Below are 14,967 nucleotides of genomic sequence, written 5' to 3' on the forward strand. Positions count from 1 at the left end.
TTGGCTATAATTCCAGTCTGCGCTGAATACCGATTTCATCGGAATCCTGCTACTTAAGATATATAACCCCCATGTATCATTTGTGACAATTTCGCCACGCAATAGATAGCCAAGAGGAACTTTCATGCAACTCTGCATATTGTTGATTCACATACATAAGTATTAAAACTTGGCCTCAGAAAAGAATTGTATACTCCTCAAAAGTTTACTCACTTTTGATAAAGGCAATTTAACTCATCAATGAGCTCTAAATTAAACATGCGCATCCTCGTCATTGAAGACAACAAAGATATCCTGGCAAATATCGTAGACTTTTTGGCTAAGGACCATAAGGTTGATTGCGCTCAAGATGGATTAACCGGCCTGCATCTGGCAGTAACGCATGAGTTTGATTTAATTATTCTTGATGTGATGCTGCCAGGCATGGATGGATTGCAGTTTACAAAGCGATTACGGCAGGATGGCAATATATTCACCCCCATTATCATGCTTACTGCACGCGATACACTGGATGACAGGCTTAAAGGCTTTGAATCCGGCGCCGATGACTATCTTGTAAAGCCGTTCTCACTCTCAGAACTTGAAGCAAGGGCGCTTGCAATCCACAGGCGTAGCAAGGGCTTGGTACGTTCCAAACTAATGGTGCATGACCTCATTTTTGATCGTGAAAGCCTGGTTGTTACACGTGCAGGGACTATTCTGAAAATTCCCCCATTGGGACTAAAACTTTTGGAATGCTTGATGCAAAATAGCCCTAATCCGGTAAAGCGCAGCTTTTTGGAAGAGAATTTCTGGAGCGACGTATCTACCCGTGGCGATAATTTACGGGCACATATTTATCAATTGCGCATAGAAATAGACAAGCCCTTTGATGTTCCTTTGGTTCAGACCATCCACGGCATTGGTTACAGAATCGGCGTTGAACATGAATAAGATATCAATCAGATGGAGGATTGTCATTGCATTTACCCTTATCACATTATTCGTTGGGAGCGTTTTTTCTTTAGGAATTAATCAGATCATCCATGCCATGGAAGACGAGTTAATTTCCAGTGAAATGGATACAAACCTCAGGTTAATCGTTTCAAACCCTACCCATGATGATGCCACATTGAAAAAGCTTGGTTTGCATTTATTCACAGCAGATACACCTCAAGACCCTACAATATCCAAATACCTTGTTAATCTCCCTGCTGGATTTACCGAGGTGGAGGCAAAACCCTCCAGTTACTACATTTATAGGCAAACAGTTGAGGGAAACGATTACATTTTGGTGCAAGATCAAAGTCATTATGAAGATGGCTTCGAGCGAAACTTATTCATCGCCTTGAAATCGGGTTTATTTTTGACTGTTTTATTAGGTGGCTTGGTTGGCTGGCTACTGGCCCGGCAAATCCTTTCACCGATTATCAAACTGTCTGAAGTTTTTTCTCAAAGAAAATTGCAATCATTGAACGAAAGTGCAATGGCAGAAAAATTTTCTGATGACGAGATTGGTAGTCTTGCCCAAGCATTTGAAGATACGTATACCAAAATTAAAGATGCCTTGTGGCGTGAGAGGCTTTTCACCAGTGATGTCAGTCATGAGTTTCGTAGCGGCCTGATGATCATTTCATCCAGCTGTGAATTGTTATTGCAGCATAAAACAACAGATGACCCTGATTTCGACAGAATTGAAAGAATTGCACGCGCCAGTGCAGAAATGCAGCAGCTTATTCAATCACTGCTCATGATTGCCCGGGCTGAACATACCGCCATCAATCCTGCCCAAACTCAAACACTGGAACAAATCACGCAACGAGCATTCATATGTTGGCAACCAGCATTTCTGGAAAAGAGCATTGCCTTTCAACTGACTAAAAAAAATATTCAGACCGAAAAGAAATTCAATGCAGACCTATTATTAACAGTGATATCAAATCTGCTTAAGAACGCATTGAATTACACCGACAGCGGTCATGTAGAGTTACTCATGGATGGCTACTCGATCTCTGTGATGGATACAGGGGTTGGGATTGATTTGGACAAGCAAGGCCAGGTATTAAAACCTTTTATTCGTGGTAGCGAATTGCCATTGGACGGGCTGGGGCTAGGATTATCGTTAATCCAGCGCATATGTGAAAATCAGGGCTGGCGCCTCAGTCTACATTCCGAACCAACACGCGGTTCTACATTCACGATAGCTCTCTAGCGTCTTCACAAAAAAATCACTAAAAAACAACGAAAACTTAATTTCCCATTAATTAATATACGATAATGAGATGGATTCTCATTATCGAATGCGGTGATACTAATCAAAGGGATATGCTGTATAACACGCTCTTCCTGTATGCGTCCTCTGGCAGTCATACGTAGATTGTTCTTGCGAGCACACAATCAGTGTTAGCTGAAGAAACTCAGCAACTTCCAGACGTGGATGTAGTAACCACCAAAGATAAGCCGGTAGCAGCTGGCTTTGCATTTGATACAAAAAAATCCATTTAAATAATTCATTTTGTCTTAATTGCTTCATAAAGGGAGAGGTTTTTGAACAAACAGCATACATCCGTTCGGGTGCCGTCAAGTTTTCGCCAGAAAAAAGGCAGCGTTATTCTACAAACCAGTCTTGCAGTGGGTATTTCCGCTGCCATGGTGCTGCCGTTGCCATTAATGGCCGCAGAGGTTGAAGAGCTGGAAACCGTAAAGATACAGGACAAGGCTATTGACCCCAATCCTAATGCCGAGGTTGGCGCACCTTACAAGGCCAAGACATCCGCCGATGTGCGCCGCACCCGCCCGATTGCGGAAACGCCGCAGACCATCAACGTGATCACCAAAAATGCGATCGACGATTATGGGCAAACTGATTTGGCGAAAGTACTTCTCACCCAGCCCGGCATCACATTGGGCACTGGTGAGAATGGCAATATGTTCGGGGATAACTACAATATTCGTGGTCAGTCCGCCAAGAGCGATACCTTTATCGATGGCATGCGCGACCCTGGCATGAGCACGCGCGAAACTTTTGCGACCGAGCAAATTGAAGTAACCAAGGGCCCGAACTCCAGCTTTGCCGGTCGCGGCTCTGCCGGCGGCGCAATCAACATGGTGACCAAGCAGGCGACGGTCGACTACGATTTCATCAAAGCCGCCGTTGGTGCAGGCTCGGATAAGTACCAGCGTTACACGGTGGACCTGAACAAGGTTGTTAACGACAGCGTTGCACTGCGCGTGAATGCGCTGTGGGCCGACCAGGATATTCCTGACCGTGATCCGGCCACCCGTAAGCGTGAAGGCATTGCGCTTGCCGGCTTGTTTGAGGTCAGCAAAGACTTTTCCATCATGGCCGATTTCTATCATATGAAGGCCAGTCATGAATATCCAGATGCCGGCACCTTCCTCGTTGGCGGCGGTAACACAGGTACTGCCCGTAGGCCGACCTCAAGTTCCACGCTGGTCGGCGCCCAGAATGGCGACTTTCTGGACTCTAACGCCAACATCGGCAGCCTGCGTTTACGCTGGGCGATTTCGCCCACGCTGACGCTCAACAGCCTGACACGCTATGGTAAGAACGACAATGCCTACGCTTTTTATGCCTCCCAAGCCAGTGGTAGTGGCGCTAATGGTATTCGTGCGCAGGTTCAGGCGCACACTCGCTTTCAGGACTCGACGTATTTTGCTCATCAGGACAATTTGCGCTGGGATAAGGATCTTGGCAACGGCAGAAAGAACGAGTTTGTCGCTACTATAGAATATTCCGACAACCATGCCGAGCAAGGCAACTACTCGCGGATAGGCGGATCTAATCAATTCGTGACTGGCTTCGGTAGCAACTTCGATGTTGGTGCTGAGGTTGCAAATCCGCAAAGCGTAGTGCCCGGTTTTTGGTCGCGCGGTGCAAAAGCCGTCGATTGGCGCGTGAAAACGATCGCGGCTAGTTTGATGGATACTTACGACATTAGCGAAGACTTTACCGGTTTTGCCGGCTTCCGCGTGGATCGTCCGGAACTGAGGCTGGCGACAGGTCTTAATACTGCATCCCCGGTCGTCTATAAATACGACGACACGCTGAAAAACTATTGGGGCGGCCTGAGTTACAAACTCACCAAGGAAGGCATAGTCTATCTCAGCTACGGTACGTCACAGGACATTAACGGTGGCGAACCGGATTCAGGCACGAACCCCAGCTACGGTGGTCTGGTGACACTGAATAATAGGTTGATTGCGGGCACCAAGCCGGAAACTGCGAAGAACGTTGAATTGGGTACCAAGTGGAATCTGCTGAACCAGAAACTGCTGGCGACCGCTGCCGTGTTCCGTACCGAGAAGGAAGACCTGATGCAAACCACCAATACTGCGGAATTGGCTACCTCGGGTACCGTGAATTCGGCCGCGCTGCGTATTTACGGTATAGAGTTCGGCCTGGTGGGGAATCTGACGGACAAGCTCTCGGTTCAAGCAGGTGCTGCGCTCATGCACTCTGAAATGACAAAATCGAACGCCGCCTTTAGAGCAAACATCGGCCATCAACTGGCCAATTTTGCAAACAAAACCGCTACGGTACTGGGCCGTTATCAAGCTACCCGCGACTTTGCTTTCGGTGGCGTGTCTACCTATGTCAGCGAGCGTTGTGGTGGTCAGCCAGATACTGGCGTGACATATACCAATGGCTCTTGCTCCCAGCCGGTGCCTAGCTATACGGTTTATGACATATTCGCTGAATATCGCATCAACAAGAACTTCAAAGTCCGTGCAAATGTCCTGAACGCTTTCGACAAGGAATACTACCTGGCAGCATATCAGGCAGGCTTCTTCCTCTACAAGGGTGATGGACGCCGCGGCTATGTAACGTTAGATATGGATTTCTAAAATTTAACACGAATGTTCAGGCTGTTATCGCTTGAGTATGCAACCGGCAATATGTGTATTTTACCGGTTGCAAAGATCTTCCCCTGCACCAGGCACCTATTTCAGTAGGTGTATGATATTGCAGGGGAATTTTTTTTGGAACGACATACGCATGACTTTGCATTCTGGATTGCTACGGCATTAGGGTGGGGCATGCCCGCTCCCATTTGACAGGCGTGATGTTCTTCAAATGCACGGCTGTTAATTGGCTTTATAATCTGACTGTTTTGAATTTACCAGAATGCTGACTGACTATTAAATATGGCGACTACACACTCCAATCCGTTATCTAGCGATATTCCGCCAGAGATACGCCATGCACAAGACTACGAAGTGCTGGCACCGCGTCATCTGAATGCCTCTGTGTATGCGTACATTGCTGGGGGTAGCGGCAATGATATTACTGTGGCGGCAAATCGCACTGCATTTGCACAGCTCGCGATTGTACCGCGCCTGTTGCGGGATGTATGTGCTGGGAATACGCGTCTCACGTTGGCTGGACTAGCTTGCGCACACCCGTTGTGGCTGGCGCCGGTGGCACACCAGAAACTTGCGCATGAACATGCCGAGCTTGAAAGTGCGCGCGCTGCACAGGCGATGGAAGCCGGCATGATATTAAGTACACTGAGTTCGGCAACGCTGGAGGAGATTGCCCGCATCGCCGGACCGCAGCGCTGGTTTCAGTTGTATTTTCAGCCACAACGTGAAGTGACGCTGAATCTGGTGCATCGCGCGCACCAGGCTGGTTTTGGGGCGATTGTTGTGACCCTGGATGCTGCCATCCAGCTACCCAGTCGTCGTGCGATGGATGCGGGTTTTCGCCTGCCTGAAGAATGCGTGGCCGCAAACTTGCAGGAGTATCCTGTTGCGTCGCCACACTCATTAACCGCCAACGATAGCCGTATTTTCCAGGGCGTGATGCGTGATGCACCGACATGGCGTGATCTCGACTGGCTGATCCGGCAATCGCCGCTACCAGTTTGGGTGAAGGGTGTGTTGCACGCCGACGACGCGCATGAACTACAGCAACGTGGCGTAGCAGGGATAGTGGTTTCCAATCACGGCGGGCGCAGTCTTGACGGTGCACCCGCCAGCCTGCACATGTTGCCTGCTATCCGTGCGGCTGTTGGTGCGGAATATCCGTTGCTGCTTGACAGTGGCATTCGTAGCGGCAGCGACGTGTTCAAGGCGATCGCGCTCGGTGCCGACGCTGTGCTGATCGGTCGCCTGCAAATGTATGCGCTGGGCGTGGCCGGCGCGCTGGGCGTGGCGCATATGCTCAAGTTGCTGCGCGAAGAGTTGGAAGCCTGCATGGCACATTCAGGTTGCGCAACATTGGCCGATGTGCGGCACGCAACGCTGGTGCGAGTAAATAATGAAGGTTACGAGGGATTCTCATGTTGATGACAATAGATGGTGTCTTGAGTGCTGACGATGTACGCCAGTTCCGCACTTATCTCGATGCTGCCACCTGGCAGGATGGCAATACTACGGCGGGCTCGCTAGGACGCCATGTCAAACACAATGAACAACTGGCCAGTGATGACCCGGTGGCGGTTGACCTGGGAAACCGTATCCTGCAACGTCTGGGGCAGACGCCTGCATTTATTGCGGCAGCCTTGCCAAAACTGATTTATCCACCACGGTTTAATCGCTATGCGGGTGGCGGCACGTATGGCACACATGTTGATAATGCCGTGATGCCTGTGCCACGCACACAAACCCTGTTGCGTAGCGATGTGTCTGCCACGCTGTTTTTGGCCGGGCCGGATGAGTACGAAGGCGGTGAGCTGCAGATCGAAACTGCGTTCGGTATCCAGAGTGTCAAGCTTGCGGCGGGTGATATGGTGTTATATCCCTCATCAAGCATGCATTGCGTCACCCCCGTGACTAGTGGCGCGCGGGTTGCCTCGTTTTTCTGGATACAAAGTATGGTGGCAGATGAGGTCGAGCGCACCATGCTGTACGACCTTGACAATGCTATTCAGGAACTGACAGCGGCACATGGTGCCAACAATACGCATGTACTGACGCTGGCTGGTATTTATCACAATCTCTTACGACGCTGGGCGGTGACTTGAACACTGCACTCAAGCCTTTATTTCTGAAATCTGAAAGGAACTTATCATAATGAAAAAAATATTGATTCAATCGCTATCTGCTGCATGGTTAGTTCTGCCTGCCGTGGTATTTGCGCATGGCGAAGTCGACTGTACCAAACATCCGCAGGCGGAGTGGCGTCCGCATACGGAATTACAGCAGAAACTGGAAAAAGAAGGCTGGGTGCTGCGTCGTATGGAAAAAACGGATACCTGTTATGAAGTCTATGCCAAGACACCGGATGGCAAGCGTGTAGAGGCTTTCTTTGACCCGAAAACTTTTGAACGTGTCGAATAATTTTGAAAGTCGCGTTCGGGTCTGGGACAGGCCTGTACGGCTGATGCACTGGTCGCTGGTGATGACTGTTGTCGCGGCCTGGTTCACACGTCACAGAATGGATGATGTGCATATTTGGTTAGGTTATTTGAGTGCAGCCATTGTGACTTTCCGTATCCTGTGGGGTTTTACCGGTTCGCAGTATGCTCGCTTTGCGCAGTTTGTGCGCATGCCAGGTATCACGTGGCAATATGCACGTGACATAGCAACCGGCCATGCGCCGCGCTATCTCGGCCACAACCCGCTAGGAGGCTGGATGATTGTCATTCTGCTTGCCACACTCGCCGGGCTGGGCTTCACTGGCTGGCTGGGAACCACAGACATGTTCTGGGGATATGCCTGGCTCGCCAATTTGCACAAAATATTGGGCTGGACACTCTGCGCCTGCGTGTCAGTGCATGTCTCCGGCGTGATATTCATGAGCTGGCGCAAGCGCGAAAACCTGATGGCTGCCATGATAAGTGGCTACAAAGCTGAGCCACACTCCTGTGATATAGACTGAACCAGCATCAAGCTGGGCAAAGTGAAGCGATAAAAATAAACCTGCCATGTGGCAGGTTTATTTTTGATAAGCCTAGTTAGCGTGAGAAAGGCCGTACCTGCCCACTAGAAATTTCCTGCCCCTGAACAATATTGGAAGACACTTTTCTCGCTTTCCGTTTTTTCAACCATAAATACACGCCGGTGACTGAAAGCATGGCTACTACCAGGCCCATGACAGAAATCAAAACACGCCCAGGCACACCCAGAATACGGCCGGAGTGCAAAGGGAATTGTGCCTGTACGATCACATCTCCCGCTGTGCCTTCCCAGGGAATGCGCTTGTTCACGTAGTGTCCATCCAGCCCGTCGTAATACAAGCGCTTATGCCCGGCACCAGCGACGCCGTGGTCTGCATCCGGGTAATAGAAATCGACATTAAATAGCTGAAAAGCCGCACTGTATGAAATACGCCCGGCAGGCTCTTGCCAGCCTTGCACCTTGGCATCATTGATCGCCAATGCCAATACTTTTTCGTAATCGACTTTGGGTGGCTGTTGCTTCGCCGGAGGTAAACGCGGGCGCAAGTCTGAAGGGCTAGGTGTTAAAGTGAATGCCGACTTCATCACTGGCATAAAAATCTCACGGCGCAGATTCAGTGCCATGGCAGAAAAAGCCAGGATGATCAGCAATAGCCAGGTCCACAAACCAAACGCGCGATGCAAATCGAAATAGCGCTTATGCGTGCTGCTGTTCCAGCGCATCTTCCACGCTGGCCACCAACGCTGGCCGAAAGAAGCCTGGTTCGCAGCGCGCGTGGCTTGCGCCTTGTGCAACCGTGTTTGCGGTTTTCTGACAGCTTTTGGAAGGGTCAGGTAAAAGCCGACAAAGCTATCAATGAGCCAAATAATAGCCACACCACCCATCAGCCAAATGCCCCAGCGGTCTATGCCCCACATTTCAGGCAGGTGCAGACTGTAATGCAGCTTATAGAGGAAAGAAATGGCATTAGTGCGGTCTACAGGCCAAACAGCTCCCCACTCCCGCTTGCCTAATTCTTCACCGGTCACCGGGTCTACAAACACCTGATTAAACTTGACCGGCTCTAAACCATCAGGCGGATTTGGCAACGGCCTAACACCTAGAGACAGTGTATGCCCATGCTCCACTGTCAGCGGGATAGAAGTGACTTGCACCTGCGGGTAGCGCTCAGCGACTTGCTTAGCCAGCACCAGGCTGGATTGATGCAAACCGGTAGACTCACTATGCATTAACTCCGGGTTCAATAACTCATCGAGCTCGTGATCCCAGGAGATGATGGCACCAGTGAGGCCGGTGATGAGTAAGAACAGAGCACTTGCCAATCCTAGCCAGCGATGACAGAGAAGCAACAATTTGCGGGATGGATCTTTTTGGGACTTGGAGGACTGCATATACTTCCAGAAAAATAAAACGCTATAGACCTATAATACTAAAGAACATGGCGCACAATGTATGTGCAGGTAGATTTCTGCTTAAAAAAGTCCATCTATTCTTACGAAATGATAAAAGAAAAAAGGCTGCAGAATGGTACAGCAGCCTTTAAGTGATCACTGGATGCTATCAGTTCACATTAGAAATCAAGTTGAGCACTTACTGTAACAGTGCGCGGAGCACCTAGTACCAGATACCCATAATTACCAGTATCGCTAGAAGAACCGCCAGCTGAAGCCCAATAATCGCGGTCAGTGACATTATCAACACGTCCACGCACACTAAACAAGTGGCCTTTGATTTCAGTTGCATATCGCGCACCGATATCTAACCGAGTCCAACCTGGAAGGCGTTGTGTATTAGTGCCATCTGCATATACATCTCCGGTAGCAATCACGCGCGCATCAAAAGTTAAGCCTGGCAACATAAATGCGTCCCACTCCAAACCCAAGTTTGCTTGTCGTTCTGGGATGCCAATTGTTCGCTTATCTTCGGAGGCTGCGTTGCCCGTATTTTTTTGCTTGGCATCTAGCCAGGTGATACCACCTAACACACGCAAACTCGGTAAAAGCTGACCATACGTCATTAGCTCAACACCTTGGTGCTCTTCTTTACCTTGTGAAGTAAACACATTCGCTGCATTTATTAAACCACGCGGTTTTTCAGTGGTGAAGTAAGCAGTGGTCACACGAATCTTACCGAAATCAAATTTGGCACCAATTTCCTTCTGTTTTGATTCATATGGGGCCAGCGTCTGTCCTGGGTTGGCAATTGGCTGTGAAGGGGTTGGTTGTGGCGCAGTTGCACCTTGAGACAAACCTTCAATGTAATTCGCATACAAAGATATCCCGTCCCAAGGTTTTACCACAACACCCAATACTGGGCTTAACTTACTCTTATCATAAGCATTTGAATAAACCCCATTGTAGTCATAGGTAGTCGCGGCTATTTCCTGATGCCTTATGCCTAAGGTCAGTAACAATTGATTGTCTAGCATAGACAATGTGTCGCCTAATGCAATACTTCGCAATATCGTTCTACCCGTCGTGCTTGGATTACTTAGTACGCCACCTGCACCGGCAGATGCAGTAAAAGCTGGTAATCCAGAATAAACTGGCGCATACAAATTAGTGCTCAGTGAAGTACCTCCAAAATCAAATATATATGCTGCTTTTTTTTCAAAATGATACAAATTCGCATTTAGTACCACGTCGTGGTTGATAGTGCCGGTCTCAAACTTACCCTTTAAGCCTACCTCGCCCGTTCGCACAGAGTCTTCTCTGGTATTGTCAAATCGATATAAACTACCACTTCCCGTAGCAGAATTATTCACGCTCAAGTTTGCCAAAGAGTTAGCTTCATGCGACTCACGAAAACCGCCAGCAAAGTAAGCAGTGACTTTATCCGTCAAATCATACTCGCCGCGCAAAGTCCCGAATGTATCTCTTTCGTTTGAATATGACCAAGGTTGCGCCCAGTTTGAGTCGCTTCTAGGCGCACGGGGTACTCCCGTCGCCGCGTCAAGAGACACATTTGTGCGTGTTTGCCTTAAATGGTTATCTTGATAACCTATGTCACCAGACAATCGTAATTTCTCACCGCGCCAATCCAGCGCAAGAGAAACTAGATCTACTTCAGCATGCTCCTTATCAACGGCTGTACCACCATCTCTCCTGGAGACATTTAACCGGATACCGGCGCTATCATCCGGCCCAAAGCGTCTTGCAAGATCGGCTGAAAACAATTGTTGATTACCAGAGCTCCAACCCGCAGTAAATAGGTTCAATGGATCGTTTGGTGCTCGTTTCGGTAGAAGTGAAATCGAGCCACCAATACCATCGCCATTTGGGCTGGAACCATTCAAGAATGCAGATGCCCCACGCAAAACCTCAACGCGCTCAAACAGCTCTGCTGCAATATATTGTCTAGGTAGTAAACCATACAACCCGTTGTAGGCAACGCTATCTGAGTAGAGCTGAAAACCACGAATAAAATAAGATTCCTGGAAGTTACCAAATCCACGTGCCACACGAACAGAAGGGTCATTCAATAAAACGTCACCCACACTCTTGGCCTGTTGATTCTGAATCAGCGCATTGGTGTAGGCGTTAATTGAAAATGGAGTGTCCATTGCATCCTGGTTACCCATCACACCCACACGGCCACCTTTGGCCACTTGACCACCTGCATAGGGCTTCATTAAACCTTTGGCATTAGCATCAGCTGAAGCATTTACTTTTACTTCATCCAGCGTCACAGTGCCGTCTTTTTCAGGCTGCGCATCTTCTGCAAACGCTGCGCCTGCAGCAAAAGCTAACATCACAGCGATTGCAGTTTTCTTAGGCAGCAGGTTGATCATGGTGCTGCCTTGTTTATTGGTTAAGATCATCAAATCTCTCGTTTTTGAATAAAAATGCACTGGGCATAAAGAAAGGCCACTGATTTCTCAGCAGCCTCTTATTAACACTTGTTGTGCGGCCATAAGCTAAAATAAATGATAATAATTATCATTTATTTAGGCAACCGAATTTACATAAGAATACTTGTCCCGATAATCACTGTTGTATTAACCGCAACAAATTAATCGATCGCTTTTAAAACTTATAGTTTGCTGAAAGGACAGCATTCTGACGCTCTCCGTATCCACAATCCGTACCTGCACTGCGACACCAGGACAGGAATTCTTTATCTGCGATATTACGAACGGTCAAACGCAAATCCCATGGCCCTGTTGTATAGCCAACCATGGCATCAAATAATGTGACTGACGGCAGTTTTGGTGTTTCACCAGCAGCCACGTTTGAACCGATATAACGCGTACCCACACCTGCCCGGATATTAGGCGTGATGTGGTACTGCGCCCAGGCGGAGCCAATCTTCTCGGCTACATACGGCACCCTCAGCTTGGTGGTATCGTTAAAAGCATGCATACGCGTGTAGTTGCCCAGCAGTTCGAAGTCACCTATGCGATGACGCACATCGGTTTCCCAACCCTGGATAAATGCACCTATCTGCTGCACGCCGCCAGGTGTCGCCCCTTGAACGATACGATTCAATTGTTCAATTTCAAACCAGGCAAAGTTGGCAGAAGTATTGCCATCATTGGCCAAATATTTAACGCCAGCCTCACGTTGCTCGCCTTCGGTCGGCTTCAAATAACTATTTGTTGCAGAACCATCTGTGCCTAAATTCGGTATGAATGCTTCTGAGTAATTAACATAAGGTGAAATACCGTTCTCGAAGCGATACATCAAGCCAATACGGCCGGTCGTTGCTGAATTGCGCACATCAGAATCCGGGATGGCATTATTGGCAGTCAACAATGAGTTTGTTGCATGATCGCGCCTCAAGGCAGCCGATACTATCCAGGCGCCCCATTCCATATGCTCAGATAGATAGAAACCAGTTTGTACGATCTTGCTGTCGTCACGGTCCGCATTTCTCAACGCCGCGTAGTCAACTTGCCCATAAACCGGGTTATAGAGGTTGATGCCGAATGCCGAAGTGGTACTTGTATAGTTGTCCTCTTTCCACAAGGCGTTCTGGTAGTCCATACCCAAAGAAACCAAGTGTTTAGTTGGGCCCAATAAAAAGTCACCTTGCAGGCGAATATCACTGGCAAAAACCTCAGTATTGCGATCTGCAGTATGTATCGTTCGCTGCGCATTACCCGCCGCATCCGGCGCGAACCCCACGCGCGCCCAATGTTCACGCGTACTGCTTGAAGACCACGACTGTTTCAGGTTAGCCACCAGCTTCAGGTGGTCAGTCAATGCCTGATCAACAAACAAAGCGACTTCATCTTTTTTAGTGTTATAACGATCCCAGCCTGGTTCGCCTACAAAGGTACTACTTGAGACGCGCCCTTGAGGGCCTGGCAATACAGTGCCTTGGGCAGGTAGAAACTGCGCTGAAACCTGACTCTCAACTTTCTGATGCAGATACTGCATAGTGATGCTGGTTTTATCACTAGGCTGCCAAGTTACAGAAGGCATGAATAACACGGCATCATCATGCACATGATCCACTTGAGTGCCACTATCACGCTTGAGAGCTACAACTCGATATAACCACTCGCCATCTGCAGTGATAGGCCCGGTGAAATCCAATCCAATTTGTTTACGGTCATACATACCGTATTGCAGGTTAATTTCTTTAGATGCTTCTTTTTTAGGTTTTTTAGTCACGGCATTCACGATACCGCCTAAATCAGATTGACCATACAACACTGAAGACGGCCCTTTAAGCACTTCAATGCGCTCCAATGTATAAATGTCAGGGCGGGTATTATTGTATGAGCCATACAAGTTACGCAGCCCATCTACAAACATTGATGGATTCAGACCACGCACCGAGGCTGAGTCGCCACGTGTATCAAAACCAAATGCACCTGCATATACACCAGACGTATACGTCAATGCTTCCTGGATATTGATCGCTCCCATCTCACGCATTTGCTCGACATCAACCACTGAAATCGATTGTGGCGAATCTTGCACACTGACAGGGCTTTTACCCACAGAGGCGGATTGTTCCTGAGTGATGAACCTGTCTTTCTTTTTACTATTTTTGTCAGCCTTAACGGACACTTCAGGCAAGGTTTCTGCACCATTTGTTTTAGCAGCTTCCTCTGCAAAAACTGAAACTGTTGGAAACGCTAACATTAAAGCGAGAGAAATCGTATTGATACGATGAGAGTGCATAAAGGCTCCGATAACTATGGCGGCTGACAACTAGAGTGAAACGTGTTGCCTGGCAAACTTGAAAAAGTTGAGAATGATAACAATTATCATTAAATGACTCAAGCGAGAATTTAGAAAGTTATTGCCAGACCTGCGGAGGCCCGGCGACTTGATTTAGATGGAGATTGGCCTGGCGGCCACGTTAGCGCGATATTCGTTTTGCGTCTTGCTTGGTGCAACAATCACTTCGCCGCTTTCGCTGACGGCGCTGATCAGGCTGACATCGTAAAGGGCTTCTAATAAAGGAATGGTCATCTGCGGGCTCGCATAATCGCCAGTAATGGCTCCATTTTTGATAAAAACCAGCCGTTCAAAGCCCTGCAATGCCTGGTTGATATCGTGCAGAATCGCCAGAATGGCATGGCCGCGCTGGGCAGCAAACGTATAAATCGCATCCATTAAACTGAATTGCAGGCCGGGGTCCAGCGCAGCGAGCGGCTCATCTACCAGCAGCAGGCCTTTTTCAATATCCCACAGCTGCGCAAATACTCTTGCCATTTGCACGCGCGCTTTCTCCCCACCGGATAAGGTATCAAAGCGGCGATCCAATAAATGTCCGGCGCAGGCCAACTCCGCTGATTGCTGCACTATTTTCCTGATGTCAGGATCATAGGCTCTTGCAACCCGGCCAAGCCCGATGACCAGTTCAACCGGCAGGCCAAAAGCGACTTCGTGCGATTGCGGCAAAATGGCGCGGCGGCGACTTAAATCAACCAGCGACCACTCCTTGAGGTTGCGTTGACAAAATATTGCCTGACCAGCGGCTGGCGTTAACTCACGGGCCAGTAATTTGAGTAGCGTCGATTTTCCTGCGCCGCTAGGGCCCAGTATGGCGACACGTTCGCCCGCTTGCACCGAGAGTGTAAAGGGGCCGAAAGTGCGTTTGCCCAGATTGATAGTGACATCCTGCAGGGCCAGCAAAGTCTCGTTTGCGATTGGAGGAGACATG

At 48.8% G+C, this 14,967-nt stretch carries 11 protein-coding genes; 7 read left to right on the forward strand and 4 right to left on the reverse strand.

The window, feature by feature from the left end; genetic code table 11:
- Positions 1 to 258 precede the first annotated feature (258 nt).
- The 7 genes from ACSSVF_RS01655 (at position 259) to ACSSVF_RS01685 (ending at position 7,825) form a co-directional block, all read left to right on the forward strand.
- A complete protein-coding gene (locus ACSSVF_RS01655) occupies positions 259 to 933 on the forward strand; it encodes a response regulator transcription factor (protein ID WP_492404966.1) in 675 nt (224 codons plus the stop codon).
- A complete protein-coding gene (locus ACSSVF_RS01660; protein ID WP_492404968.1) occupies positions 926 to 2,191 on the forward strand; it encodes a sensor histidine kinase in 1,266 nt (421 codons plus the stop codon). The genes ACSSVF_RS01655 and ACSSVF_RS01660 overlap by 8 nt, the downstream gene beginning before the upstream one ends.
- 335 nt (positions 2,192 to 2,526) lie before the next feature.
- Positions 2,527 to 4,848 (forward strand): TonB-dependent receptor, encoded by a 2,322-nt coding sequence (locus ACSSVF_RS01665; RefSeq protein ID WP_492404970.1) that lies wholly within the window; start codon positions 2,527 to 2,529, stop codon positions 4,846 to 4,848.
- A gap of 300 nt (positions 4,849 to 5,148) precedes the next feature.
- Entirely contained in the window at positions 5,149 to 6,291 is a 1,143-nt protein-coding gene (locus ACSSVF_RS01670; protein ID WP_492404971.1) for an alpha-hydroxy acid oxidase, read from the forward strand.
- On the forward strand, positions 6,285 to 6,968 hold the full coding sequence (locus ACSSVF_RS01675) for a Fe2+-dependent dioxygenase (RefSeq protein ID WP_492404972.1): 684 nt from the start codon (positions 6,285 to 6,287) through the stop codon (positions 6,966 to 6,968). The genes ACSSVF_RS01670 and ACSSVF_RS01675 overlap by 7 nt, the downstream gene beginning before the upstream one ends.
- A 49-nt stretch (positions 6,969 to 7,017) precedes the next feature.
- Positions 7,018 to 7,284 carry a PepSY domain-containing protein gene (locus tag ACSSVF_RS01680; RefSeq protein WP_492404973.1) on the forward strand — a complete coding sequence of 89 codons (267 nt, stop codon included), beginning with the start codon at positions 7,018 to 7,020 and terminating at the stop codon, positions 7,282 to 7,284.
- Between the two features lie 43 nt (positions 7,285 to 7,327).
- Positions 7,328 to 7,825: a cytochrome b/b6 domain-containing protein gene (locus ACSSVF_RS01685; protein WP_492404974.1), complete on the forward strand. Its 498-nt coding sequence runs from the start codon at positions 7,328 to 7,330 to the stop codon at positions 7,823 to 7,825.
- 76 nt (positions 7,826 to 7,901) lie between these two features.
- On the opposite strand, the gene ACSSVF_RS01690 is transcribed toward ACSSVF_RS01685, so the two are convergent.
- From ACSSVF_RS01690 to ACSSVF_RS01705, 4 genes are all read right to left on the reverse strand, one after another.
- Complete coding sequence (locus ACSSVF_RS01690; protein WP_492404976.1) at positions 7,902 to 9,236, reverse strand: PepSY-associated TM helix domain-containing protein; 1,335 nt, start codon at positions 9,234 to 9,236, stop codon at positions 7,902 to 7,904.
- A 179-nt stretch (positions 9,237 to 9,415) separates the two neighbouring features.
- Positions 9,416 to 11,665, reverse strand: a complete 2,250-nt coding sequence (locus ACSSVF_RS01695; protein ID WP_492404978.1) for a TonB-dependent receptor — start codon at positions 11,663 to 11,665, stop codon at positions 9,416 to 9,418.
- A gap of 205 nt (positions 11,666 to 11,870) precedes the next feature.
- A complete protein-coding gene (locus ACSSVF_RS01700) occupies positions 11,871 to 13,979 on the reverse strand; it encodes a TonB-dependent siderophore receptor (RefSeq protein ID WP_492404980.1) in 2,109 nt (702 codons plus the stop codon).
- Between the two features lie 153 nt (positions 13,980 to 14,132).
- A complete protein-coding gene (locus ACSSVF_RS01705; RefSeq protein WP_492404982.1) occupies positions 14,133 to 14,966 on the reverse strand; it encodes an ATP-binding cassette domain-containing protein in 834 nt (277 codons plus the stop codon).
- Position 14,967 lies beyond the last annotated feature (1 nt).

The organism is Methylophilus sp. E2MeOHC9 (genome assembly GCF_058744375.1).